Here is a 25,896-nt window from a genome sequence, read left to right as displayed (position 1 = left end):
AGTATGGCAAGGTCAACCCATCGGTTTATCTCTCGACGCCTCTATTTTCCCTTGCAACGGGCGCGAAATTTCAGAAAGTCTGCGAGGCGTCCGGTGATGCTTGCCTTTTACGCAGGCATGGAGTTTCGCCGAACCACAACGCATTGGAGCACCGAGCAAAAGCGTGAATGGATTTTGCGTCGTTTGCATTTTTCGCTGCGCCGGGCTTACCGGGAAACCGATTTTTATCGTGAACGCTTCGACCATATCGGATTCGACCCGTTCACGGATTTCAGTTTTGCAGATTTCGCAAGGCTTCCCGCGCTTGAGAAAGATGACCTCTTTCAAGCCGGAAAAACCATCTTGTCGAAAGCCATACCGAAAGAAAAACTTCTGCACGATTCCACCGGCGGTTCAACCGGAAAGCCGGTTGAGATATGGCTGGGAGCGGAAGAGCAAGGATGGCGAGAAAGCGCCGGCGAGCGTTTTCAGGAACAAATTGGCGCACCGGCGGGAACCCGCACGGCGCTACTCTGGGGACATCACCTCGACCCTGTAAAACGCGATAGCCTGCGTGACCGGTTCATTGCGTTTCTCAATCATCAACGCTGGTTCGATTGTTTTCGCTTGGCACAAGACACCCTGGAAAAATATCACCTTGAATTTCAACGCTGGCAACCGGAACTGATCATCGCTTATGCAGCGCCGCTTGGCGCACTAGCCGAGTGGGTTGCTGAACACCACCTCAAGCCCAACTATCCTGAAATCGGATTTGTAACCGGCGCGGAAAAATTATTGCCGCATCATCGCGCCATCATTGAATCCGTCTTTCGTCGCCCGGTTCACGAACGTTATGGCAGCCGCGATGTAGGCTATATCGGATATCAGCTCAATCCTCAACAATCCACAAGTTTCGCGCTTGACTGGGCAAATCTGTTAATTGAGCCGGAATCAACTGAAACGGTGAGTTCGATTCTGATTACCAAACTGCACGCTGACGGTATGCCGATGATTCGCTATCGCATCGGCGACCTGGGGCACTTCCCGGTTGCGAGTGCGCCGGGAAATCCGAGTTTCACTTTAAATGAAATCATCGGGCGAGAGACCGACCGCATCTGGCTTCGCAGCGGGCGTTGGATTTCCGGTTCGCAAATTCCTCATATGATGAAAGACGCGGCGGTTCAGGAATATCAACTGGTGCAACAAGCCGACTATTCCATTCACCTCAGCATCGTTCCGAAACGCGAATTTAATGAAGCTATTTCAAGCCGTATTCAATCTACGCTTGGTTTAAATCTTGAAGGATTACCGATTGATATTGTCGTGGTCGATCACATCGAACGCACCAAAGCCAATAAATTTCGTCCGGTCATCAGCCACGTTAAACCTTTGGAGCAGATTGCCTCATGAATCAATGTGCAAACTCATCATTGACTGACCCGCGCATTGCCCTCAGTCGCTTGCCTTCGGCGGCGTATAAAACCGTCTGTGAAACGGATGACGATTTAGACCTCGCGTTAAGCCAAATCTGCAAGGCGCTTGGATGGTCAACTGATTCGCGCAATTTACTGGGGCAAGTAATTCCAGAGGGCGCGCGGGTGTTAATCAAACCCAATTTCGTGTTGCACGAAAACGAAGGCGCGGATGGCATGGAGCCGATGATTACTCATCCCTCGCTCATTCGCGTGGTAGTTGAAATCGTCCGGCAAACCCAAGCCGCAGAAATTCTCGTCGGTGATGCGCCGGTTCAACGGTGCGATTTTGCTGAGCTTTTGCGGGTCACAGGGCTGAACCAATGGGCTGACGAGTTGATAAAAGTTGAGCCACGCTTTAAAGGCATCAAGGATTTTCGGCGCACCACCTGTGTTATGCAGGATGGTGTGCGCTTTGCCGATGAAAATAAAATTGCTGTGGATGAATTCGTGTTATTCGACCTCGGCAGCGAAAGTCTGCTTGAACCGGTGAGCAATCCCGACAATCATTTTCGCGTAACCTGCTATGACCCGCGATTGATGGCAAAGACGCATGCGCCGGGGCGTCATCAATATCTGGTCGCCAGAGATGTGATGGAAGCCGATGTGGTCATTAATCTTCCGAAATTGAAAACCCACAAAAAAGCCGGGATTACCTGTGCGTTGAAAAATCTGATTGGCATCAATGGCAATAAAGAGTATCTGCCCCATCATCGGGTTGGCGGTTCGCAAAATTCAGGCGATTGTTATCCGGGCGCGGACGTGACCAAGCGGCTGCTCGAATATACGCTCGACCGGCAAAATATGGCAGCGTCGGAAGCGACGACGAAAATCTGGAATGGGGTTGCAAAAAATTTGACGCGGGTTTTACAACTGACCGGAGATAAAATCGGCGTCGAAGGTTCGTGGTCGGGCAATGATACGATATGGCGAACCTGTCTAGACCTCAATCGCATTCTGTTATACGGCGATGTGAGTGGCAGACTTGCAGATGAACCGATGCGCAAGGTGTTGCACATTGCCGATGCGATTGTTGCAGGTCAAGGTGATGGCCCGCTTGCGCCGAAATCGTTACCGCTTGCAATGATTTTTGCGAGCAGCAATGGCGCGGCGATGGATTTCGTCGGCGCGCAGTTGTTGGGCTATGACCCGCAACGCCTTCCGGTTGTGCGAGAGGCGTTTGGCATCTTTCCCTGGCCGGTTGTTAGTTTCACTCAGGATGCGGTGAATTTGCTGATTGATGGCGAAGCGGTAAAACCGGAAGCGATTTGCCAATTGAATCCCTTGATTGAATCAATCATTTATCCTTCAGGTTGGCGCGATGCTGCGCTTTTCAAACCACCTGGCGGATGAATGTTCGGCAAGTTGACCAGCGCGGCTTGCAAAGATTGAAAACTGGTTTTTCTATCAACTAACTTTTCAGTTCATTCCGTGACCTTCATTGTCAGTTCCGGCTTGACCAACTTCGCTACGGCGTCGATCAATTTTTCGGCTTCCATCGGTTTAGTGAGAAAGAATTGAAAGCCCGCTTCCACTGCGCGCAACCCTTCTGTTCGACCGGCGAAACCGGTGAGTGCCAATGCCGGGATGGCGCTTTTCTTTTCCTCTTCGATTAGCTTTAGCTGACGGATTAATGAATAGCCATCTTCATCCGGCAAACCAATATCAGAGACCACCACTTGCGGCGTCCATTGGTTTAATAAGCCGATGGCTTCCGAAACGCGACTGGCGCACTTCACTTCGGCTCCTTGCATTTCCAGCACAAAACGCACCAACTCTAAAGAGTCCGGGTCATCTTCAACGACCAGCACCCGTACCGATGGAAGCGCATGTGAATCCAATGATGTTGACGCATGGTCGTTTTCAACGGTTGGCATATTTTGCGTCTCCTCAACTAAAGGTAGAGTAATGATAAAGGTCGCCCCCTGGTTTTCCCCTGTGCTATGCGCTTCAATGGTTCCGCCATGTAATTCAACCAGGTGTTTGACCAGAGCTAGCCCCAGACCGAGACCACCTTGCTGGCGAGTGTAGATGCTCTCCTGTTGGCGGAAACGATCAAAAATATAAGGCAGAAATTCCGGCTTGATGCCCTGCCCGGTGTCGCGCACCCTAAGTTGCACGTCTTGAGCATTGCGAACCAATGATAGATAGACCTTGCCGCCGCGTGGAGTAAATTTTATGGCATTGGTCAGTAAATTCCAGACCACTTGCTGAAGGCGCGCAGCATCACCTCGAATGAGGTTCACAGAATGGTCAAGGTTGACATGCAGTTGAATATCTTTAGCGGTTGCTGCCGGTCGCACTGAATCAATTGCCGGTTCAATGCAGGTATCCAGTTTCAGCGATTCCATATTGAGCGTCAGTTTCCCGGCAATAATGCGCGAGACATCCAATAAATCTTCAATAAGTTGCTCCTGTGCGGCGGCGCTCCGCTCAATAATCTCTATCCCGCGCTTCCTGGTTTTGTCATCTATATTCGCGCCCTGGATGAGACGCGACCATCCCATCATGGCGTTGAGCGGGGTTCGGAGTTCATGGGATAAGGTCGCCAGAAACTCATCTTTCAAGCGGTTGGCTTCTTCTGCGCGGGCGCGGGCGGCGCTCATTTCTTCATAAGCTTTTGCTCTCGCCAGCGCGAGGTCGGCTGCCGATGCCACAGCGCGCAATAAATCAAGTTCATAATCGCTCGCCTGGTGTTGATGTGCCCAGTAAGCGCCGATTGCCGCGACCGGCTCTCTGGGACCGACCGGCATCATCGCCAAACTTTTCACGAATGTTTTTTTATACTCATCAATCGGGATTCGGGAATCGGTATAAATGTCTGCAATCGCTACCGGCATTCGGTGAATAATCGACCACCCCGAAATACAGTTTGTGGAAGAAAACCGACGTCCTTTCCAAAGCGGCATCCGGGCATCTTCGTCGGCATAAAAAACGCTCTCCCCTTCATACAATATAAAAGCTGCTCCATCACAACCCAATAATTTACGCACTGTCCGGCAAAGCGTAGCGGTTACCTGAGCGGTATCGAGGTGGGCGACCAATTCGCGGCTCATCTCGGTCAGCGTAATGCTGTCGTGCCAGCGGCGTTCGGCTTCCTGACGCGCCGTTTGCTCACGCAACAACAACACTTCTCCCTCTTTCTCCAGGCGCTTGTGCTCAGTGATGTCGTGGGCAATTGTCGATGCGCCAATCATCTCACCGATGGCGTTGCGAATCGGGGATACCGTCAAAGAAATCTCGAATACTGTACCATCTTTGCGCCTACGCTCGGTTTCGTAATGCGAAATGATTTCGCCGCGCTGCAAGGCTGCCAGGATATTTGGGAAATCGTCGTTGCGGTCGGGCGGCATCAATAAAGCCACCGATTTGCCAATCACTTCGTCAGAGGTGTAGCCATAGAGGCGTTCGGCACCTTGATTCCAACTGAGAATAACTCCCTGCAAATCCTTGCTGAAGATGGCGTCGTCAGATGATTCAACGATAGCGGCTAATGCCGCTTTGGTTTGTTCGGCGCGTTTACGCTCCGACACATCGCGAAACACCAGGATGACCCCGACAACCTTGCCATCGGATAAGCGAATCGGCGCGCCGCTGTCGTCAATCGGAATTTCTCTGCCGCCTTTTGCGATTAAGATGGTGTGGTTGGCAAGCCCGACGATGGTCTTTTCACGCAACACCTTTGCAACCGGATTCTCGACCAACTGGCGAGTGAATTCATTTACGATATTGAAGACCGTGGTAATGGATTTGCCGACCGCCTGGTCTTTCGTCCAGCCCGTCAAGGTTTCCGCCGTCGGATTAATGAAATCAATCAGTCCGTTGATGTCTGTAGCGATCACCGCATCCCCGATACTTGCAAGTGACACGCGAAGCCGCTCACGCTCTGCCTCAACCCGGTGTTGAGCCTTGCGGCGAGAACTGACAAACAGCACCAGACTGATGAAGAGAATCAGGCGGTTCAACATGAGAAAAAAATATCTTGGCGCGGTTTGTTGATGCCAGGTGTAATATAGCACGGCAATTTCGTATTCCAGGGCAACGAGCAACCCAGGACCCCTGCCACCATACCAGGCGCTGGCAATCAACAAAACGATAAGCAAAGTTGTGGGGTCTAAGGTTATGGAAAAATAGCGCCTGATGGCTACTGCAATCAGAAGAATTGCCAGGAATGAAAGCACCGGCAAGCCATAGCGTAGCGCCACTGTTCGCACCCTCTTTTTCATAGAAACCTCTTCACTCTCCAAGGTGAATTGCCCTTCCTAAAAGGCATCAAATAACCATCCAATTCGTTTCAGCAAGGCTTATTGATTAACGTGATTGCAGATTTAATTTTAGTGACTCACCGCGTTCGGCATTCGCCAATCATCAAGAATCTAGCACGGAATATCGTAGATGACTTCGGGCGCAGGTCATCTTACAAAACCTCACCATCCTGGTTGAGGTCAGTCGCCCGGAAACGCTTGCTGAGGTGTTTGCGAGACTCTAAGCCCAACAACATTCCGGCTCAAAGTCTATGGGGGAGCGACAGACGAGCAATTGATTTTACGATGACCAAAGTTGATAAAGCCTGTGGTCAACGTTGACCATTTGCCCCTGTGCTTCTTGATTTCGGGTGAATTTATATCACGGTTTCAAGTCGCATTAAAGGAATTATCCATCAGTTGCCAACCGGCATCTGGAATCATCTCGAAACCCGGCTTCCCGGCATAAGCCTTGTGTAGCCTGAAAGCATCATTATTGATTGGAGGCGAAGACGCAGTGGCGCATTTACCGGTTCTGAAAAATGGTCGGGTGTTTTTTATAATCTCGCCGATTTATGTACCGGGGGCTATGGGGCGGTCGCCATTACCGAATGGGACAACCCCTGGCGGACGTTGACGGTCTGGGCACAATTTAAGCAACGAAAGAGTCGCGCATTAAATATATTTTGTAATATACTCGACCTGGCAGATAAAGGTAACTTACAGAGAATTCAAGATAAGTGTTGTGCTTATCTCTCTGATTTCGTTCCTCAGTCTTAACCTACCAAACCATCTGTTTGGTCTAATCTGCGAGGAACCGGCGATGCAAAAAACCACCAAATCACTAATCGTGCGCTACGGCTGCGGACTTGCCGCGTTTGCGTTGATTCTTCTCCTTGCGTTTCTCCTTCGTCGTCTTTCCATCGGGATTGATTTGAGTTTTATGGTGATTCTCGCGTTAATCGGGATCAGTTGGTTTTTCGGGAAAGGACCGGGGTTGCTGCTGTTAGTGTTGTTTGAGTTGGTTTCCGTGCTATCAACTTGGCGGACACAACCGGAGAGAGTGCTTACGGCAAAATATTTTTTTGCGCAGTTTAATGTACTGGTGTTACTCGGTCTTTTAGTGGTGCTGGTCAACGGGCGACGGGAAAGTGATCGTCGTTTACGCAAGCAACGGGAATGGTTGCAAGTGACCCTTTCCAGTATAGGCGATGCAGTCATTGCCACCGACCTGAATGGACGAATCAATTTCATGAACCCATCGGCGGAAACGCTTACCGGTTGGACATTGGCGCAAGCCGCTGATATGCCGCTGGCTGAGGTCTTTCAAACGGTTGAAGGGGATGTCAACGGAGCCGTTGAACCCCGGGTGTCAGATTTGAACGACGCAGAGAGTGCTCATTTGCCGACCGAATATACAGGGACTCTGGTTTCCAAAGATGGCACCGAAAAATTTATCAGCTACAGCAAATCTCCCATCCGTGGGCAAGCCGGGAAGCGGGATGGCGCGGTGCTGGTATTGCGCGATATGACGGAGCGCAAACAGGCAGATGAAATCTTGCGGCGAACTGAGGAACAGTTGCTTCAAGCGCAGAAGATGGAAGCGGTGGGACGTTTAGCGGGCGGGGTTGCGCATGACTTTAACAATCTGCTGACGGTTATTCTGGGATATTGCCATCTCATCAAGGCGCGGCTTGACCCGACCAATTCCATGCATCAGGAGATTGATGAAATTTACAAATCCGGTAAACGGGCGGCGGCTCTCACTTCGCAATTGCTTGCCTTCAGTCGAAAACAGGTGCTGCAACCCAAAGTGTTAGACCTCAACACCATCGTGGCAAACACCAGCAAAATGCTCAGTCGGCTGATTGGCGAAGACATCCGATTCAGAACGACCTTAGACCCGGGATTGAACCCCGTCAAAGCAGACCCCGGACAGATTGAACAGGTCTTGATGAATCTGGCGGTTAATGCCCGTGATGCGATGCCCAATGGCGGCAGCCTCTCGATTGAAACCGCCAATACTTATTTGGATGAGAACTATGCCGCGCAACATGTCGAGGTGCGCGCCGGACATTATGTCATGTTAGTGGTCAGCGATTCCGGGTGCGGCATGGATACCAAAACGCTTGCCCATGTCTTTGAACCGTTTTTTACCACTAAAGAGAAAGGCAAAGGAACCGGGTTGGGGTTGGCAACGGTCTATGGAATCGTCAAACAAAGTGGCGGACACATTTGGGTTTATAGTGAACCGGAGCGTGGCACAACCTTCAAGGTATATTTGCCGCAAGTCGAACCCACCGACTCCTCGTCTGAACGGTCGGTGGCTGCCGATATATTGCCTTTAGGCACCGAGACGATACTCTTAGCCGAAGACGAGTTGCAAGTGCGCGAGTATACTTCGCGGGTTTTGCGGGGACTCGGCTATAAAGTAATCGAAGCCGCAAACGGCGATGACGCCTTGATTACCGCAAGACAAACTCCCGAAACCATAGACTTGATTTTAACCGATGTAGTCATGCCGCAATTGGGCGGTAAAGAGTTATCCGAAAAACTGAAATTAGAGAGACCGAACATCAAGGTGTTATTTCTTTCTGGTTATACAGCGGATTCGATTGTCCATCACGGCGTGCTGAAAGAAGGCGTGGCTTTCCTGCATAAGCCGTTTACCTCAACCGAACTCGCGCAGATGGTGCGCGCCGTATTGAACCCCGCAAACGAATCACGCCAATAAGAAGCGGAATCGCTATGGACTTTCAGAGAGGTCGAAAGCAAGCAGTGGCTGAAAAAGAAGCGCGCGGTTTTCCGGTGAATGTAGGTAATAGCAATCGCAGAGTCCGCTGTCTTGAGAATAATGTCGCGCTTAACCCATAGAGGCTTGGTTTTAGCTCTAAAATTGATTTCCGTCCAAACTGAATATTTCTCAAAGCGAAATTTTCGCCAATCTTTGGGAATTATTTCTCAAAAACTTTCGCATTAAGAAGCAACCATACGAATTTATTAGATTTATAGGTGGCACAAAGATTGCTAGTTCACTTTTGGAGCAGATAGTAAGTCAAAAGCTATTGCACGCTGGCATCAGGAAAGTAGCAAGATTAATGGCAAAGAAAGAATTCAAAATTAACGGGAGAAATAAGCGAACAGCATTGCGCTTGCTCTTTGTTATTACTGCGCTTCTAATCCAACAGACTTCTGCGTCGGCTTTTTATCTTTGTGACAGTTTCTTGAATTCCACAGTCAAAAAAGGAAATTGTCGTTGCTGTCCGCCTGAAAAATCGACAGATTTCAGTAAAGCCCATGACCGAATGGGGGCAATGAAAAATGCTCACTGTAAAGCTATTTCAAAAACGTCTTCGCATCAACCGAATGCCGTTTCTCTCAATGAGACTGCTAAAATATCTCGTTTGATTCAGGTTGACGAACCATTCTCAATCCCACGTGTCTGTTGCCAAGTTGAGAAGCCCAAAACACAGCCCATAAGCCTGAGAGTTCCTCTTCAAACTGAGGATGATGTTGCAACTCCACCTGCTGAAATCAGTTCCAGCTATCAAGGTTCGACTCTACCCATCGCAGCAAATTATTACCCACGTACCAGACCGGTCTACCTCGTTCTATCGATTTTCCTAATCTAAAAAAGCCAGCCGCGTCATCTCTATAGCACTGTTTATTTTTATAAATTTCGATTGTTTCTCTTATTGAGACAGGCGACTAGAGCCGCCATGTGTCTTGATAAGACGCCAGTCAACGAGGTTTTTCGATGAAATCGAAATTGTTTCATGCGATGACTGCCTGGGTCTGCGCTCTTGCTTTAACCAGTGTAAGCGTCCTGGCACAAGAATCCGCGAAAGACGCCTCACCAGCGGTCAGCGGAAAGGATACCAAGGCACTTCAGATTCAGGAGCAACCAGAACGCATTTCACTTCGCCAATTAATTGAGCAAGGGTTGTCTAACAATCCTGAGATTAAGTCAATGGAGCGCAGCATTGATATGATGCGGGCGCGGATTCCTCAAGCCAAGGCATTGCCTGAACCGATGTTGAGTTTTGGTTATATGGGCAACATCACGCCCATCCCGCCGTTCGACATTCAAAAAGATGACCCGTCGAGCGGTCGCGCCATCAGCCTCAGTCAAGAATTTCCACTGTGGGGTAAACGCGAACTCAAAGGCAAGATGGCTTCAATGAATGCTGAAGCCGAATGGTGGTCTTATGAACAGACGCGACTCAATGTCGTCGCCGAAATCAAAGATGTCTATTTCGAGTTGTTTTATCTGGATAAAGCGATTGAGGTCGTAACCGGAAATAAAGCTCTGCTTGGGAAATTCGCAAAAATTGCCGAGGCACGCTATGCAGTAGGAAAAGGTATCCAGCAGGATGTCTTAAAAGCTCAGGTTGAGATTTCAAAACTTATTGAGCAACAAACCATTTTAGAGCAGCGCCGCCAGATTGCCACCGGGCGAATGAACAGTTTGCTCTATCACGATGTGCAATCATTTATCGGGAGAACCGAGGAGATTAAAGCGCAACCAGTCCCTTTTACCTTAGGCGAGGTTAAGGAGTTGGCGCTTGCCAACTACCCATTGCTTAGAGCGCAAAAAAGCAAGATCAGTCGCGAACAATTCGCCATTGAATTAGCCAACAAAGAGTTCTACCCCGATGTCACCATCTCCTTCAATTACCAGAATCGCCCGGCAATGCCCGATATGTACGGTGTAATGGTCGGCGTAAAACTACCGGTCTTTCCAGGCCAGAGGCAGCGACCGGCAGTTACTGAAGCCGCCTCAGCAAAAGCGACTGAAGAGAAACGATTACAGAGCATGATTACCTTGCTGGCGTACAAAGTTCAGGAAAAATATCTCGCTGCAAAGACAGCCGAAAAACTTGTGAGTCTTTACGGAACCACCGTCATTCCGCAGTCCTCACTGTCACTGGAATCAGCCATCGCCGGATACGAAGTGGGCAGCGTCGATTTTCTCACTCTGCTCGATAACCTGACGACGCTACTCAATTATGAGTTGAGTTATTACGAACAAGTCAGCAACACCGAAAAGGCGGTTGCCGCATTAGAGCCTCTTGTAGGGCGCACGCTCAGACCGTGAGGTTCTTGATCAATAACCCATACCTCACCGAACAGCTATTCGGAAGGTTATCAAAATGAAAAAGTTAGAAAAGGAGACCTTATGAAAACTACAGATAACCCAATCACAATCAATTCAATCGCAAAAGCCACTACTTCGATAATTGTACTGGCATTGCTCATTGGCATTTTGAGCCTGCCAATTCTCGCTCGCGGCTATGAGGCTTCTGAAAATCAGGACGAGCACAAAAGTCACCATGAAAAGGCTGCCACTAAAGAGACCTCAACCGGCAAAAAGGGAGTATTTCATCTGACAGAAAAGACCTTTGTTGGTGATGTAGTCCTCAAGCCAGGAATGTACCAGGTGCAACATGTCGAGCAAGGCAGTGAGCACGTCCTTGTATTTAATGAAATGGAAATGTCCGCAGGCTATCGAATGGGCAATACGCCTGTTGGTAAGGAGGTCGCTCGCCAGACCTGCAAGGTTGAGCCAGTCAATAAAGCGGTGAGTAACACCAAACTCACACTACGCACAAACGCAGCGAATATGAAATCCATCGGTGAGATTCAAATAGCCGGTGAGAGGGTCAAGCACATCCTTTGAAAGGACGTATGACTGACGAATAAAAGAAGGGAGAAGATATGAAAACCTCAATTCAAACAACAGACGAAATCAGGGATTCTCAGGTCACCTTGCCGGTCGAATTGCCAACTGACAATGAAGATGGAAAATCACCAATCTCCGAAAAGCCTGATTTGCTGATAGGCGAACCGGAGCCAGAAATTAGTAAGCCGGAAGAGTCGCCCAAACCGGAAGGTACTCCGGAATTGCAGACCTCGGATGCCGTCCAGCCAAGCCATCCTTCGTCAAAGAGAAAAGCGGTTTCGCGGGTTATCTTCATCCTTTTGATACTCGCTCTTGTCACAGTTGGTTATTTGCAGAGAGACCGGCTGTCAAAGTTTTTTGCTGCCTCGGCGGGGTCTGCGAGTGTCCCGAAACCTGAGCGTAAGGTGCTCTACTGGCAAGACCCGATGCATCCGGCTTACACATCTGATAAACCCGGCAAAGCCCCTGATTGTGGAATGGATTTGGTGCCGGTTTATGAAGACGGGATGGATGAATCCAGTTTGCCCGATGGGACATTTAGAATTAGTCCAGAAAAGCAGCAGTTAATCGGCGTCACCTATGGCGAAGTAACTTACAAAAGGGTCTCCAGAGTGCTGAAGGCGGTTGGCAAAGTAGACTACGATGAGACGAAGATTGTCCGCGTTCACCCGAAAGTCGAAGGCTGGATTGAGAATGTTTTTGTGGATTTTGTCGGCAAAGAGGTCAAACAAGGACAGCCGCTTCTCAGCATCTACAGTCCTGAACTGGTTTCCACACAGCAAGAATATCTGATTGCCCGGAAGGGTCGCATCGAACTGAGTGAAAGTCCGTTTGCCGAAGCGGTTTCCGGCTCGGACTCTCTCTATGAAGCGACCCGCCGACGGCTGCAACTTTGGGACATCTCGGAAGAGCAGATTCAAGAGCTTGAGAAACGCGGCACGCCAACCAAGGCGATGGCGCTCTACGCTCCGGCAGATGGCTTTGTGCTTGCGCGCAACGCCTATGCAAAACAGCGCGTCACGCCGGATGTCGAACTCTATTCCATTGTCGATCTGTCAACCGTCTGGCTGGTTGCTGAAATTTATCAGAATGAAGCGCCAGACATTCGCATCGGTCAAACCGCAACTTTCACGCTCTCTTATTTCCCTAACCAAACCTTTAAAGGCAACGTGGCATACATCTATCCGCAAATGGATAACGAAACACGAACCTTGAAAATTCGCATTGATGTAGCGAACCCACAAATGCTCTTAAAACCGGAGATGTACGCCAATGTTGAAATCCAGATTGATTACGGCAAACAAATTGTCGTGCCGCAGGAAGCCGTCATGGATTCGGGTTCTGAACAGATGGTTTTTGTGGGATACGAAGGCGGCTACCTCGAACCTCGCAAAGTTCAATTGGGTGAGAATGTAGATGGACACTTCATCGTATTGAGTGGACTGAAGGCGGGCGAGCGCATTGTCACCTCGGCTAACTTCCTGATTGATTCCGAAAGTAAATTGAAGTCGGCTGCCGCAGGAATGGGAATGCCTGGAATGAATCATGGCGGCTCGCCAGCGGACACCCAAAAACCTGCAGCAGCAGATCACTCACAGCATCAGCAAGGGGGGCAATCTTTGCCGCCAATAAAACCTGAAAATCACTCGCAACATCAACCGAAGACGCAGAAGCAAGCAGATCACTCGCAGCACCAACCGAAGGTGCAGAAACCTGAAGATCATTCGCAGCATCAGCCGAATGGCGGTTCCGCCCCGCCGCAAGCGCAGAGCAACGCTCACTCGCAACATCAAGCGAAACCTGCGCGCAAAGTCCTTTACTGGTACGACCCGATGCACCCGGATTACAAATCCGCTAAGCCCGGTAAAGCGCCCGACTGCGGCATGGATTTAGTCCCGAAATATGACGGCGAAAAATGAGCCAATAAGGAGCAGCGATGATTAATCGAATTATAGATTTTTGCGCCAACAATAAATTCATTGTCTTCCTGTTTATTGGCATGGCAACCCTGAGCGGCATCTGGTCGATGAAAAACATCACGCTCGATGCTATCCCAGACCTTTCCGATACTCAGGTCATTATCTATGCCAAATGGGATCGCAGCCCAGACATTATGGAAGATCAGGTCACCTACCCGATTATCTCTTCCATGTTGGGTGTGCCCAAGGTGAAAGACATTCGCGGGTTCTCCGATTTCGGCTACTCTTACGTCTATATCATCTTTGAAGAAGGCACAGACATCTATTGGGCACGTTCGCGAACGCTTGAGTATTTGAGCAACATCCTGCCGCGTCTGCCTCAAGGGGTAAATGTCGAATTAGCCAAGGATGAAACGGCAGTCGGCTGGGTTTACCAATATGCGCTAGTCGATCAAAGCGGAAAACGCAATCTTGCCGAATTGCGTTCGCTTCAGGACTGGCATCTGCGGTACGAATTGCAATCCATCCCTGGTGTCGCAGAGGTCGCGCCGATTGGCGGCTTTGTCCGCCAGTATCAGGTAAACCTCGACCCAAATGCACTGCTGGCTTACAAAATTCCGATAGATAAAGTCGTCGAAGCGATCAAGGGCGGCAATAACGACGTTGGCGGCAGGTTGGTTGAATTTTCGGGAGCCGAGTACATGGTGCGTGGTCGCGGCTATATTCGCTCGGTCACGGACATTGAAAAGATCGTTGTCGCTAACAATCTGAAAACGGGGACACCCATACTGGTCAAGAACCTCGGACGAGTTGTTTTGGGTCCAGATTTAAGGCGTGGCATCAGTGAACTGGATGGGACGGGCGAAGCGGTTGGCGCCATCGTCATTATGCGATCAGGGGAAAATGCGCTCAAGGTTATTGAGCGGGTGCGGGCAAAAATCGCCGAACTGGAACCGACCTTGCCGGAAGGCGTGAAGATTGTCACAACCTATGATCGCGGCGAGTTGATCGAACGGACAATTGAAACGTTGAAGGAATCGCTTACGGAGGAGTTAATCGTTGTCAGTGTCATCATCCTGATTTTCCTCTGGCATTTTTCGAGTGCCCTCGTGCCGATTGTCACCATCGTGGTTGCCGTCATCACTTCTTTCATTCCGATGTTTGGCATGAATATCACTGCCAACATCATGTCGCTTGCCGGAATCGCTATCGCCATCGGCGCAATGGTTGATGCTTCTATCGTGGTGGTTGAACAGACACATAAGAAGCTTGAACATTGGGAAGCGGAAGGGCGCAATGCCGATTTCAAATCCATCCTGATAACCGCAGCCAAAGAGGTAGGCGCACCGAGTTTCTATTCGCTGCTGGTCATCGCTATTGCTTTCCTGCCCATCTTCGCCCTCGAAGCCCAGGAAGGTCGTCTCTTTAAACCGCTCGCTTATACCAAAACTCTGGCGATGACCTCAGCGGCATTTTTGTCTATCACCTTCGTGCCGGCGCTGGTGGTGTTTCTGATGCGCGCCAAACGGTTCACCTTCCGACCGCGCTTTTTATCGGGAGTGGTCAACTTCTTTCTCGTTGGCAAGATTTATAGCGAAGAGAAGCACCCGATCAGCCGCTTGCTAATGGGAATTTATAATCCGGTTGTGAAATGGGTATTGCGGCACCGCTGGGCGACGATTTTTTCCGCGCTGCTGCTCGTTCTGCTGACTATACCGGTTTACAACCGCCTCGGTTCGGAGTTTATGCCGCCGCTTGATGAAGGCGCGTTGCTCTATATGCCGACGACGATGCCCGGAATATCAGTTACAGAATCGCAGAGGCTGCTGCAAGTGCAAGACAAGATCATCAAATCATTCCCAGAGGTCGAGCGCGTCTTCGGCAAAGCCGGTCGCGCAGAAACCGCCACCGATCCTGCACCTTTTTCGATGATGGAAACCGTCATCGTCTTGAAACCACAGTCCGAATGGCCCAAGACTCCGCGATGGTATTCCAGTTGGGCACCCAACTGGGTGCAGGGGATTTTGCGGCAAGGTTGGCCTGACCATAAGAGCACAGAAGAGTTGATTCATGGCCCCGGCGGACTCAACGAAGCAATGCAAATTCCCGGCGTCGTGAATGCCTGGACGATGCCGATAAAAGCCCGTGTGGATATGCTCACAACCGGCGTCCGAACCCCTGTCGGCATCAAGATTCTCGGCGCTGATTTGAACAGGATTCAAGAGTTGGGTCAACACCTCGAGATGGCGCTCAAAGAGGTTCCCGGAACGGCAAGCGTCTTCGCTGAACGCACGGCGGGCGGTTACTTTCTTGATTTCGACCTCAAGCGCGAAGAGCTTGCGCGTTACGGTCTCACCATTGACCAAGCCAATATGGTAGTGATGTCGGCCATCGGCGGTGAGAATGTCACAACGACGGTTGAAGGGCGCGAACGCTACCCGGTCAACGTTCGCTATATGCGCGACTATCGCAGCACCATTGAACGGTTGAACCGGACGCTGGTTCCGACGATGGACGGGCAGCAGATTCCCATCTCGCAAATCGCCGACATCAAGGTGCAATCGGGTCCGGGTATGATCCGTGACGAAAACGGTCGGTTGAGTGGCTATGTTTATGTTGATGTTTCGGGAACCGATGTCGGCAGTTATGTCGCCAATGCCAAGCAAGTGCTCCGCGAGAAGTTGCAACTGCCGCCGGGTTACACGCTGACCTGGAGCGGTCAATATGAAAATATGGAGCGCGTCAGACAACGCTTAATGGTTGTCGTGCCAATTACCATCTTCATCATCTTCCTGCTGCTTTATTTCAACACCCGCTCCTATGTGAAAACCTTCATTGTCTTCCTCGCGGTTCCCTTCTCGGCAATCGGCGCAATCTGGTTGCTTTACCTACTCGGCTACAACCTGAGCATTGCTGTATGGGTTGGGTTGATTGCGCTACTAGGTGTTGATGCAGAAACCGGTGTCTTCATGCTGCTCTATCTTGATCTCTCTTATGACGAAATGCGCTCGAAAGGATTGATGAAGAACAGGGAGCAGTTGCACGAAGCGATCCTGAACGGCGCAGTGAAACGGTTGCGACCAAAATTCATGACCGTGATGGTTGATTTCATCGGCTTGGTGCCGGTGATGCTCGCCGTAGGCACCGGCGCGGATGTGATGAAGCGTATCGCGGCACCCTTGGTCGCGGGAATGTTTACCTCATTCATTATGGAGTTGGTGGTTTATCCGGCGATTTATGAAATCTGGAAATGGCATACCGAAGTCAAAAGGGCTTCAACGACGTCGGTGGCGCTGGCTTATCAAGAATAGGAGAGGTTATGAACGCGAATCACCGCAAAACCTGGGTTCGAGCTTTTACACTGACAATCTTGATTGTCCTCATCTTGACCGGAGCGGAAATCGCCAACGGCCAATCGACGGCGGTTACGGATGATCCGGTTTTGCGAGCCATGAAGAGCATTGAATCGAGCGTTAGCGCTCGCCATCAGGCTGCGGAAAAAGTGATTGCGGCTTCGCGGTTAATCGATGCGAGTTCTCAGGCTAAAAAAGTCGGCGAGATCGGACGAGCCACGGAAATATTGAAAGAGGCGCAGAAAATCGCCGCAATGGAAGACCAAAGCGAACGTGGCGGCTTGTTAGGTGAACTGCATAAGCGTGTTGATCATGAATTGAAGGCGCTTGCTCCGCAAGCCAACCCTTCGCCGATATTGATAAAGCCTGAAAAGACTTTCTTCTATGCGCTGAAAGCGACGGCGAAAAGTAGACTCAACCAATACTACAGAACGCTCGCTCCAATTCTTGAGGAAGAGCGCCTGCCGGTCGGGCTGTTATCAGTGGCTTTCGTGGAAAGCCGATTTAATCCGCTGGCGCTGTCTCCGAAAGGGGCACGGGGAATGTGGCAGTTTATGCCCGCAACCGCAGCGCGCTATGGCTTAACGGTTGAACCCGCTAATGATCATCGCACTCATGTGGAGCATTCTACTCGCGCCGCGGCGCGTTACCTGCGCGACCTTTATCGTCAATTCGGGGATTGGAAATTAGCGATTGCGGCATACAACGCCGGGGAAAACCGCGTGCAACGCATCATCAACAAAACCGGCATACGAGATTTTGATGAGATGTCACGGCGTGGTTTATTGCCCTTGGAAACGCGTAACTATGTTCCAGCGGTGATGAGCGCCTGGTCACAGTTACAGGCAGGAAAATCACTCCGGACTTCAGCCGGAATGGAATAACAATAACTGGTGGAAGGTTGTGAGGCGTGTTTTTTTCATAGTCGGCGCACGCTGACCGCTTCCATACGTGAGCCAGCAAGACTCGATGTAAAACAACGATGAAAGGAGAATCATGATGAAACTTGATATACGCGCTTTTGCTATTGCCTCGGCACTGATTGCGGCAACTCTGTTTGTTGTATGTGCTTTCTTTGTCGCCATCGCGCCGAAAGAGACGACCGCGATAGCCGGGCATCTTATTCACGCAGATTTAAGTGGCATTGTACGGTCACTAACTTGGGGCAACTTCTTCGGCGGCTTGGCGGGCTGGACACTTGGAACCGCTAGTGTCGCGGGTGCTACCGCCTGGCTCTATAACCACCTCACCCGGTCTCAAGCATTGAAGTGAGCAGTGGCGGTTTAAGAAAAGAGGCAATCATGCAATTTCAAACAGTAGAAGCAAGTAAAACCAGAAGCCTGATGGCGCGTGATCGATTCAGCGGAGCGCAGATCAGATTTGGTGTAATGGGATCAGCGGGTGGTGACTTCGCTCCCTCCTGTTTGGAACGGTGTCGAAAGCTTGGACGCGCTATAGCAGAGAGTGGTTGCTGTTTATTAACCGGAGCCTGCCCCGGTTTACCGCACGAAGCAGTGCTTGGAGCAAAGGAAGTCGGCGGTCATGTGGTTGGCATTTCTCCCGCAGTTAGTCTTAAAGAACATATTGAAACCTTCGACTCTCCGTATCAAGAGTATGATGTTTTGATTTTTACCGGGTTGGGTCTGATGGGTCGCGAGTTAATCAATATCCGCAGTTGCGACATCGTGCTCGTAGTCGGAGGAAGGTCAGGCACGCTCGGGGAATTTTCAATAGCCTATGAAGAGGGCAAGTTAATTGGTGTACTGAGCGGCACGGGGGGCATTACCAGTACGTTGCCGGCATTAGAAGCGGCTTTAGGCAAAAAGACCGGTGCGGAAGTTATCTATGATGCCAACCCGGATCATTTGATTGAACTTTTATTGCGGCGTTACCAGTCTGACAGTTATGTCTGTCCATGTCATCCGCAAGGTGTTGCCTCACGCTGCCCTGAAGGAAGTTGCAAATGATAAAAGTGAAGGATAAGTTGGAGCAAACTGGGTTGAGCAACGAATTATCGTTTGCCTGGCACACCTTGTCATCAGAAAAATCGCTTGAAGGGATGCAGGCAACTGTCGAAGGTCTTTCAACTGAGGAAGCGGCGCGTCGGTTTGATCAGTATGGGGCAAATGCCTTGCGTGAAGCGGCGGCGATTCACCCGCTTGCCATCCTAGTCAATCAGTTCAACAGTCTGGTCATCTGGCTATTAATCGGCGCGGGGGTTATCTCAGGGTTGCTCGGTGAATGGATTGATTGTCTGGCGATTCTAGCGATTGTCATTCTCAACGCGCTCATTGGTTTCTATCAGGAATATAACGCCGAACGCGCCTTGGTCGCCCTGAAAAAACTGACTGCGCCACGCGCTAAAGTTCGACGCGACGGGCGCGTTGTCGTGCTTCCTGCCATTGAAATTGTTCCCGGCGACATCATCGAACTCGAAGCCGGTGACTTGGTTCCGGCGGATGGTCGTTTACTGCATGCCGCATCGCTCAAAAGCATGGAAGCCGCTTTAACCGGCGAATCGGAGACCGTCAACAAAGGGGCTGTCACCCTCAATCAGAAAGATTTACCCATCGGAAACCGCATGAACATGGTTTATATGGGAACCAGCATTGCCGCAGGCACTGGGGTAGCTATTGTGATTGCTACAGGAATGGAGACCGAGTTTGGCCGGATTGCCAGGTTATTAGAAGAAGCTGCGCTTGACGAAGGTACACCCTTGAAGAAACGGCTCGAACGGGTCGGGCGAATGCTGGTATGGGCATCGCTGGTTATCGTTGGGGGAATTTTCATTTTAGGGTTTTTGCGAGGCATACCGTTGTTTGACTTGTTTCTTACTTCAGTAAGCCTCGCCGTTGCTGCCGTGCCCGAAGGATTGCCGGCTATCGTCACGGTGGCGCTGGCGCTCGGAGTTCAACGAATGGCGCGACGGCGTGCCCTGATTCGTAAACTTCCCGCTGTCGAAACGCTGGGTTCTACGAATGTCATCTGCACGGATAAGACCGGTACGCTCACGGTTGGCGAAATGACCGTGCGCGAATTGCTTGTTGCCGAACGACGATTTTCCGTAACTGGAGAAGGCTACACGCCATCAGGCGAGGTTTTAGCCGATGGCATTGGTTTAAATGAGAAACAATCCGACATCGCTCATCAGTTGTTTATGATTTTGGTAGGTTGCAATGATGCCCATCTTTTACAAGAGGGAGAGAGATGGAGCGTCATTGGTGATCCAACGGAAGGTGCCCTTTTGACAACCGGGATGAAGATTGGCGTGCTTCAAAGTGATATTCAAAATCGCCATCCGAAAGTTCGGGAATTTCCTTTTGATGCCGACCGGAAATGCATGTCCGTGGTGCGCAGAATGGCAGATGGAAGTATGCAGGCAATGGTCAAAGGCGCGCCCGATATTTTATTGGAGCGCTGCACACATATTCTTGGCGCTGACGGTCTTCGACCGATTAGCGAGATAGACCGTCAATTCGTAATGGCTCAGATCGCTGCGATGGCTCAAGGCGCGCTCAGGGTTCTGGCTGCGGCTTATCGGATTGTTGATTCAGCCGAGATCTATCAAGCAGAAGCCGATGACATCGAGCGCGAACTCATCTTCGTAGGGCTTGCAGGAATGTATGACCCACCGCGCGCGGAAGTTAAAGATGCCGTGAAGCGTTGCCGCAGCGCCGGTATCCGCGTCGTAATGATTACCGGTGATCATCCCCGCACGGCGTTGGCAGTGGCGCGTGAATTGGGTATTGCAAAGGATGATGACCAGGCGCTCAACGGCAGCGATCTCGATCAACTATCAGACATTGAATTACAGGAGCGGGTTTCTCAAACCCTAGTTTATGCCCGTGTGAGCGCCGCCCACAAACTGCAAATTGTTCGGGCATGGCGGGCACAAGGGGCAGTCATTGCCATGACCGGCGACGGCGTCAATGATGCGCCAGCAATCAAAGGGGCAGACATCGGTATTGCAATGGGCAAGACCGGTACAGAGGTGACCAAAGAGTCGTCGGATATGATCATCACCGATGACAACTTCGCCTCTATCGCCGCTGCTGTCGAAGAGGGACGAGGCGTTTACGATAATATTAAGAAGACGCTTCAATACTTGCTCGCTGGAAACTTCGGCGAACTGCTTTTAATGACCGTCAGCGTGTTAATAGGCTTGCCAATACCCCTGCTGCCAATTCACCTTTTATGGATCAATATGGTGACCGATGGGCTGCCTGCACTGGCTCTGGCTATGGACCCGATTGACCCCGAAGTCATGCAACGCCCCCCTCGCCGGAGCAGCGAATCGTTTACGGATCGAAACTTTTTTATAACTATGACCGTCACTGGAATGCTTACGGCGGGTGTAACGTTTGCCGTGTACCTATATGGATTAACCTATGAGAATTTAGAGATGGCCAGAACGCACACTTTTGCGACCTTGGTTTATGCTGAGATTCTACGATCTTTTGGCTGCCGCAGCGAAACGAAATCTCTCTGGATGGTCGGCATCTTCTCGAATCTAAAACTTGCCTGGGTAGCTGGTTTAGCGATTGCTTTTCAACTCGCGACGCACCATAACCAAACCCTTTGCCGGTTTTTCAAAAACACTGAGGTGTCATGGACAGAATGCTTCGTTTTATTAGCCATTGGCGCAATCCCGCTTGTGGCGCTTGAGGTTTTTAAAGTTATTCGGCGGCATTACGAGCCACCGAAAAATGAGCAACCGAAAATCACAACTGGCCGGTTACTCACACGGGAGGAAATATGAAAAGAGTTTTGTTTGCAATGATCTTATTCATCTTGTCGGTGCCAATGATCGCGCAGGCGCAAAGTTTTGAGTTTTCCGTTGAGCACGAACACACCCTGTGGGATTGTCGGGGCAAACTTCTGATCACGGCGGATAAGATCGAATACCAAACGCCACATAAAGAAGACGCTCGCGTCTGGCAATACCAGGCGATTCGTCAGATTAAAGTGGTCTCGCCCACAAAATTGGAGATTACCAGTTATGAAGACCAAAAACGCCTGCTCGGACGTGATCGGATTTTCAAATTCAAACTCCTTGACGGACAAATCACACCGGAAATCAGCACACTCTTTGTAAAGAAGACCGATTATCCTGTTGCAACCAGTGTCATTCCAGAAACTGCTGAACCGCCGAAGTATGAACTTGCTGTAAAACACCTGCATACCTTTGGCGGCTGTGAAGGTTTCTTGAAGATTTATTCGGATCAGGTGGTCTATCAATCAACCGATAAGGCGGAAAAGTCACGCTACTGGCAGTGGGGTGATATTCAAAGCATCAGCCGCTCTGGAGCTTACCGCTTCTCACTTTCAAGCTTTGAACGACATTTTGCCGGACAGACCAAAACATTTAATTTCGAGTTAAAAGAGCGAATGGAAGAAGTCGTTTATGATTACTTATGGGGAAAAATTAATAAGGTGACCTATCCGCTTCCCAGTGGTCAGGAAAAATAAAAAAGCGAGAGACCGGATGACCTCTCGCAAACTGAAAATTACAATGGAGCTGAGGGGATTCGAACCCCTGGCCTCGTGAATGCGAGCCACGCGCTCTGCCAACTGAGCTACAGCCCCGTTTGTCGAAGTAAAGATGTTACGGAACCACAGGGCGGCTGTCAACCAATCAGCAAAATTCCCGCTTGTTAAAAATTTCGTTGACCAATTTACGACATTTGTAGTAGATTCAACCTCAGCCGTAGTAAATTCATTTAGGGAGAACATCGTTGGCAAGAGAAAAGCCCATTAAGCTATCGAAATTTGAGATTGAAATCATGGATGCGCTCTGGGAACTCGGCAGCGGCTCGGTTCGCGAAATTCAAGAGTTATTGCCGCCCAAGAAGCGTCCTGCCTATACCACGGTGCAGACGATTATCTACCGCCTGGAAGAAAAAGGCGCGGTGCGTCGGGTCAAGAAAATCGGCAACGCCCACATTTTTGAACCGGTGGTTTCCAAACAATCGGCTTATCAAAGACTGGTCAATGACCTGCTTGATTTTTTCGGGGGGTCAGCGCGCCCCTTGATGGCGCACCTGGCAGAGGCAGGAAAACTCAGCCTCGAAGATATTCGCGAAATTGAAAATCTCATTGCCGAGAAACCTCGCGAAGCAGTTGAAAAATCCAAAGCGCCTAAAGATTCCAAACATCGCCGGTCGTAATCTTGTCGAAAGGAGTTTGTGAGCGATGACCTTTCACCAATGGCTCGCCGAATCGTCCGTTTCATTTTGGTCGCTAATTGCCAATCATTTATGGCAATCGACGCTTTTCGCTCTACTTGCTTGCGCGGCAATCTACCTGTTGAAAGGGAGTCCGGCGCGCGCCCGTTACGCGATATTGATTTTGAGTCTGGCAAAATTCGCGCTTCCTGCGGCATTTTTATTTTCGCTACTACAGCGCCTCGGCTTGCCCGATTTTTTCGCCAATCCATCAACCGAACCCAGTTTAATTTCGCAGGTGGCAGCGCCCGTCACCTATGGTGTTTATGAAGTCGTCGATTCCGCATCTGCCGCCACGGGTCATGGAGAGGTTTACTGTCTCCTTTCAATCCTCTGGTTGATGGGGTTTCTCGCTTTGACAGGGTATTGGGTCGGGCAACGGAGAAATTTTTCGCGCGCTGTAAAAGTCGGAAATCCGCAAACCGAGGGACGGGAATGGGATTCGCTCAAGCGCGTCAAATCCTGGTTGCTGATTAACCGCGAAATTCGCTTAATCATTTCAGCAAAGGTTTTTGAGCCGGGCATCTGGGGCGTCTTTCGTCCAACCATCGTTTTACCTGAAACCTTATCGGAGACCTTGAATCAGGAAGAGTTGGATGCGGTGATGATGCATGAACTGGTTCATTTATCGCGTCACGACAACCTATTGAGCAACCTGCAAATGTTTATCGGTTGTCTGTTCTGGTTCCACCCACTTGTCTGGTACATCGACAAGCGTTTGCTTGCCGAACGTGAGAGCGCCTGTGATGAAACGGTGATTGAACTTGGCGGCGCACATGGCATTTATGCCGCCAGTTTACTCAAAGTTTTGCAATTTTGTCTGGGGCTGCGAGTTGCCGGGGTTTCGGCAGCTTCGGGTTCAGACCTCAAAAGGAGAATAGAAAAAATTATGGCACACGAAGTAAAAACCAAATTGGCGTTGTCACATCGCGCCATCGTCGGCATGGTGGCAACTACGCTGGTGATTTTTTCCATCGCCGCAGGCGTTTTCAGCCGCGATCATTCCGCATCGCAAATTAAAAATGGGGTCAGCGGCGGCATTCCGGGTGGGGTTGAAGGCGGCATCAGTGGTGGCGTTGCGGGTGGCGTTGAAGGCGGCGTCAGCGGCGCTGTCGTAGGCGGTATCGCAGGTGGCATCGAGACTTTATCACAAAATGACAATGCGCAACGGGTTAAAGATTTAATGGCTGAACTCGATAAAGCGCCGGAAATGAATCTGCAATTTGCCAATAAAAACGATACGCCGCTTGCCATCACGCAGGCATCCATCAAGGCAGTTCGTAATTTCGGAGTCTACACCAAACAGAATGGCAACTGGGTGCAATCCGATACCACCTATGCCGTGCGATTCAGTCTCAAGTTACTCAGCAACAGCAATCGCGCCATCCGAGGCATCGCGGTTGTCCTCAAAACCAAAGACGACGAAGAGCGAATGTATTTCGAGAGTCGCAAGCAGATGGTTGACCCTTACGGCGCTTACACCTTTAGTCCCGGTCGGTTCGTCAATCTGACAGCAGAGCCGACGGATATTACGGCGAGCGTTGTCGGCGTGATATTTAGTGATGGTGAGGTATGGGGCAAAGTTCCACCGCCTCCGCCTCCGCCACCACCGCCACCTGCACCGCTTGCTAAACCCGCGCCCCCTGCGCCACCAACAACCGAAGCGCCGCCCGAACCAACGCTGCCGCCGCTGCCGCCTGCGCCGCCCGATGGGGTTCGCAAATCCGGCGGCGTCTTGCAAGGCGCGGTCATTCATCGCGTCAATCCTGTGTACCCGGAAACCGCGAAGTCTGCGAAAATAACCGGCACGGTTTCGGTTGAAGTCACCATTGATGAACAGGGCGAGGTCATCAGCGCGCGAGCCACATCCGGTCATCCAATGTTAAGAGATGCGGCGGTTGATGCAGCGCGTCAATGGCGCTTCAATCCGGCGACGCTTCGAGGCGAACCGGTTAAAGTGAGCGGTACGTTGACCTTTAATTTTCAGACCGATAATTAACCGCTAAGGCAAAATTATCTTCAATCAGCCTGGTTGCACTTGTCCTGAAATTTCAACGGTTCAATGTGGAAGTGATTGAATTTAATTTTGCCTTAACACTTGACCTCGTTATTGCGTCGCTTCCTCAGCCGAATCGAAAGCTTCGTTGCCTGGTACTGACAAGGTTCTTTTTGAAGTTGGGTGTAGTAAGTTGCTGAAAACGATTAACAACAAAACCGGAAGCAACATCAGAGCAGGAGATAATCTTTTTTTCATTGTTCAACCTCTGCAAGGTACAGCTTGGGTTAGTACAAAATTCAGCCGTGCTCAATCGTAATTAAATTGAGGTATGCTTAATGACTTGGGAGTGAAGCTAAGTTGCTTTTGAAAATTTGAGTTTATCGTGTGAAATCGTTTTTCTACCTAATGCCTATTCAACAACATTAAGATTTACAAGGTATAGGTAATGTGCTTGCCCAACCGGAGAGGCTTCCATCCAGAACGGCGCGTATCCCGGTTGCCTTGCAAGGTAAAGCCCTTGAGAAGAGGGGATAACATTATCTACCTCGGTCAAAAATTCGACTAAAGGGTAGTGGTATCCTGGTCCCAAGTAGATTCCCCAGTAAATACCTTCATCCTGAAACCGAAGCAAAAATTTTCTTCCTGCTTGCACATAAGCCGAAAGCCCATTAATCGTGTTCTGGGTGCTGAAAGTCAAACCGGTGAAAAAGGCGAATTCCCCTGACACTTGGCCATCAGGATTGCGCGCTTGCAACTTAACGATTTCATCTATCGGTAATCGCTTGTTCGCTTTGTTGACTTTTAACTTCGTCGTCGGCGTCATCTCATCAAGGTAACTTTTCACCTTCACGCCATTGACCAACAAACTTGTCCCTTCAACAAAATTTTCCCCTTCGACGGTCAATAATTTTTTCACCATCGTCGCTTTGCTGATTTTCGGAAGCAAGGGGTCAGCCATCAAGCGTGTGGTTGAAGCCCAAGCTTTGGTCTGCGTAAACGGCGGGAGCAGACCGGGCAAGACCA

Annotated in this window: 17 protein-coding genes and 1 tRNA gene; 15 read left to right on the top strand and 3 right to left on the bottom strand. The window is 50.2% G+C overall.

What is annotated here, in order from left to right; translation table 11 throughout:
* Positions 1–3: 3 nt before the first annotated feature.
* Together AB1757_10725 and AB1757_10720 are read left to right on the top strand one after the other, a co-directional pair.
* Positions 4–1,389, top strand: coding sequence for a hypothetical protein (locus AB1757_10725; protein ID MEW6127498.1), 1,386 nt, complete (start codon positions 4–6; stop codon positions 1,387–1,389).
* Complete coding sequence (locus AB1757_10720) at positions 1,386–2,804, top strand: DUF362 domain-containing protein (protein MEW6127497.1); 1,419 nt, start codon at positions 1,386–1,388, stop codon at positions 2,802–2,804. The genes AB1757_10725 and AB1757_10720 overlap by 4 nt, the downstream gene beginning before the upstream one ends.
* A 71-nt stretch (positions 2,805–2,875) precedes the next feature.
* On the opposite strand, the gene AB1757_10715 is transcribed toward AB1757_10720, so the two are convergent.
* Positions 2,876–5,677, bottom strand: a complete 2,802-nt coding sequence (locus tag AB1757_10715) for a PAS domain S-box protein (GenBank protein ID MEW6127496.1) — start codon at positions 5,675–5,677, stop codon at positions 2,876–2,878.
* Between the two features lie 841 nt (positions 5,678–6,518).
* On the opposite strand from AB1757_10715, the gene AB1757_10710 reads away from it, so the two are divergent.
* From AB1757_10710 to AB1757_10660, 11 genes are all read left to right on the top strand, one after another.
* Positions 6,519–8,429, top strand: a complete 1,911-nt coding sequence (locus tag AB1757_10710; protein ID MEW6127495.1) for an ATP-binding protein — start codon at positions 6,519–6,521, stop codon at positions 8,427–8,429.
* Between the two features lie 364 nt (positions 8,430–8,793).
* Positions 8,794–9,327 carry a hypothetical protein gene (locus tag AB1757_10705; protein ID MEW6127494.1) on the top strand — a complete coding sequence of 178 codons (534 nt, stop codon included), beginning with the start codon at positions 8,794–8,796 and terminating at the stop codon, positions 9,325–9,327.
* 125 nt (positions 9,328–9,452) lie between these two features.
* Entirely contained in the window at positions 9,453–10,793 is a 1,341-nt protein-coding gene (locus tag AB1757_10700; GenBank protein ID MEW6127493.1) for a TolC family protein, read from the top strand.
* Positions 10,794–10,874: 81 nt separating this feature from the next.
* Complete coding sequence (locus AB1757_10695) at positions 10,875–11,375, top strand: hypothetical protein (protein ID MEW6127492.1); 501 nt, start codon at positions 10,875–10,877, stop codon at positions 11,373–11,375.
* 38 nt (positions 11,376–11,413) lie between these two features.
* Complete coding sequence (locus AB1757_10690) at positions 11,414–13,297, top strand: efflux RND transporter periplasmic adaptor subunit (protein ID MEW6127491.1); 1,884 nt, start codon at positions 11,414–11,416, stop codon at positions 13,295–13,297.
* A 17-nt stretch (positions 13,298–13,314) separates the two neighbouring features.
* Positions 13,315–16,608, top strand: coding sequence for an efflux RND transporter permease subunit (locus AB1757_10685; GenBank protein ID MEW6127490.1), 3,294 nt, complete (start codon positions 13,315–13,317; stop codon positions 16,606–16,608).
* 8 nt (positions 16,609–16,616) lie between these two features.
* Positions 16,617–17,534, top strand: a complete 918-nt coding sequence (locus AB1757_10680; protein ID MEW6127489.1) for a lytic transglycosylase domain-containing protein — start codon at positions 16,617–16,619, stop codon at positions 17,532–17,534.
* Between the two features lie 112 nt (positions 17,535–17,646).
* Positions 17,647–17,922 (top strand): DUF5676 family membrane protein, encoded by a 276-nt coding sequence (locus AB1757_10675; GenBank protein MEW6127488.1) that lies wholly within the window; start codon positions 17,647–17,649, stop codon positions 17,920–17,922.
* Between the two features lie 29 nt (positions 17,923–17,951).
* Entirely contained in the window at positions 17,952–18,617 is a 666-nt protein-coding gene (locus AB1757_10670) for a hypothetical protein (GenBank protein ID MEW6127487.1), read from the top strand.
* A gap of 32 nt (positions 18,618–18,649) precedes the next feature.
* On the top strand, positions 18,650–21,409 hold the full coding sequence (locus AB1757_10665; protein MEW6127486.1) for a cation-translocating P-type ATPase: 2,760 nt from the start codon (positions 18,650–18,652) through the stop codon (positions 21,407–21,409).
* Positions 21,406–22,119, top strand: coding sequence for a hypothetical protein (locus AB1757_10660; protein ID MEW6127485.1), 714 nt, complete (start codon positions 21,406–21,408; stop codon positions 22,117–22,119). Before AB1757_10665 ends, AB1757_10660 begins: the two co-directional genes overlap by 4 nt.
* A 44-nt stretch (positions 22,120–22,163) precedes the next feature.
* On the opposite strand, the gene AB1757_10655 is transcribed toward AB1757_10660, so the two are convergent.
* Positions 22,164–22,236, bottom strand: a tRNA-Ala gene (locus tag AB1757_10655).
* A gap of 149 nt (positions 22,237–22,385) precedes the next feature.
* Here AB1757_10655 and AB1757_10650 point away from each other — a divergent pair.
* A complete protein-coding gene (locus AB1757_10650) occupies positions 22,386–22,817 on the top strand; it encodes a BlaI/MecI/CopY family transcriptional regulator (protein ID MEW6127484.1) in 432 nt (143 codons plus the stop codon).
* A 25-nt stretch (positions 22,818–22,842) separates the two neighbouring features.
* Complete coding sequence (locus AB1757_10645) at positions 22,843–24,873, top strand: M56 family metallopeptidase (protein MEW6127483.1); 2,031 nt, start codon at positions 22,843–22,845, stop codon at positions 24,871–24,873.
* 409 nt (positions 24,874–25,282) lie between these two features.
* On the opposite strand, the gene AB1757_10640 is transcribed toward AB1757_10645, so the two are convergent.
* Positions 25,283–25,896: hypothetical protein (locus AB1757_10640; protein ID MEW6127482.1), on the bottom strand; the 614-nt coding region annotated here is incomplete at its 5' end.

It is taken from the genome of Acidobacteriota bacterium, from assembly GCA_040754075.1.
Classification (GTDB): domain Bacteria; phylum Acidobacteriota; class Blastocatellia; order UBA7656; family UBA7656; genus JBFMDH01.
This window is presented reverse-complemented; position numbering and strand designations above follow the sequence as displayed.

Bases quoted from the DNA above. Each gene is read 5' to 3' on its own strand.
- AB1757_10725 (MEW6127498.1), top strand. From the start codon at position 4: ATGGCAAGGTCAACCCATCGGTTTATCTCTCGACGCCTCTATTTTCCC.
- AB1757_10720 (MEW6127497.1), top strand. From the start codon at position 1,386: ATGAATCAATGTGCAAACTCATCATTGACTGACCCGCGCATTGCCCTC.
- AB1757_10715 (MEW6127496.1), bottom strand. From the start codon at position 5,677: ATGAAAAAGAGGGTGCGAACAGTGGCGCTACGCTATGGCTTGCCGGTG.
- AB1757_10710 (MEW6127495.1), top strand. From the start codon at position 6,519: ATGCAAAAAACCACCAAATCACTAATCGTGCGCTACGGCTGCGGACTT.
- AB1757_10705 (MEW6127494.1), top strand. From the start codon at position 8,794: ATGGCAAAGAAAGAATTCAAAATTAACGGGAGAAATAAGCGAACAGCA.
- AB1757_10700 (MEW6127493.1), top strand. From the start codon at position 9,453: ATGAAATCGAAATTGTTTCATGCGATGACTGCCTGGGTCTGCGCTCTT.
- AB1757_10695 (MEW6127492.1), top strand. From the start codon at position 10,875: ATGAAAACTACAGATAACCCAATCACAATCAATTCAATCGCAAAAGCC.
- AB1757_10690 (MEW6127491.1), top strand. From the start codon at position 11,414: ATGAAAACCTCAATTCAAACAACAGACGAAATCAGGGATTCTCAGGTC.
- AB1757_10685 (MEW6127490.1), top strand. From the start codon at position 13,315: ATGATTAATCGAATTATAGATTTTTGCGCCAACAATAAATTCATTGTC.
- AB1757_10680 (MEW6127489.1), top strand. From the start codon at position 16,617: ATGAACGCGAATCACCGCAAAACCTGGGTTCGAGCTTTTACACTGACA.
- AB1757_10675 (MEW6127488.1), top strand. From the start codon at position 17,647: ATGATGAAACTTGATATACGCGCTTTTGCTATTGCCTCGGCACTGATT.
- AB1757_10670 (MEW6127487.1), top strand. From the start codon at position 17,952: ATGCAATTTCAAACAGTAGAAGCAAGTAAAACCAGAAGCCTGATGGCG.
- AB1757_10660 (MEW6127485.1), top strand. From the start codon at position 21,406: ATGAAAAGAGTTTTGTTTGCAATGATCTTATTCATCTTGTCGGTGCCA.
- AB1757_10645 (MEW6127483.1), top strand. From the start codon at position 22,843: ATGACCTTTCACCAATGGCTCGCCGAATCGTCCGTTTCATTTTGGTCG.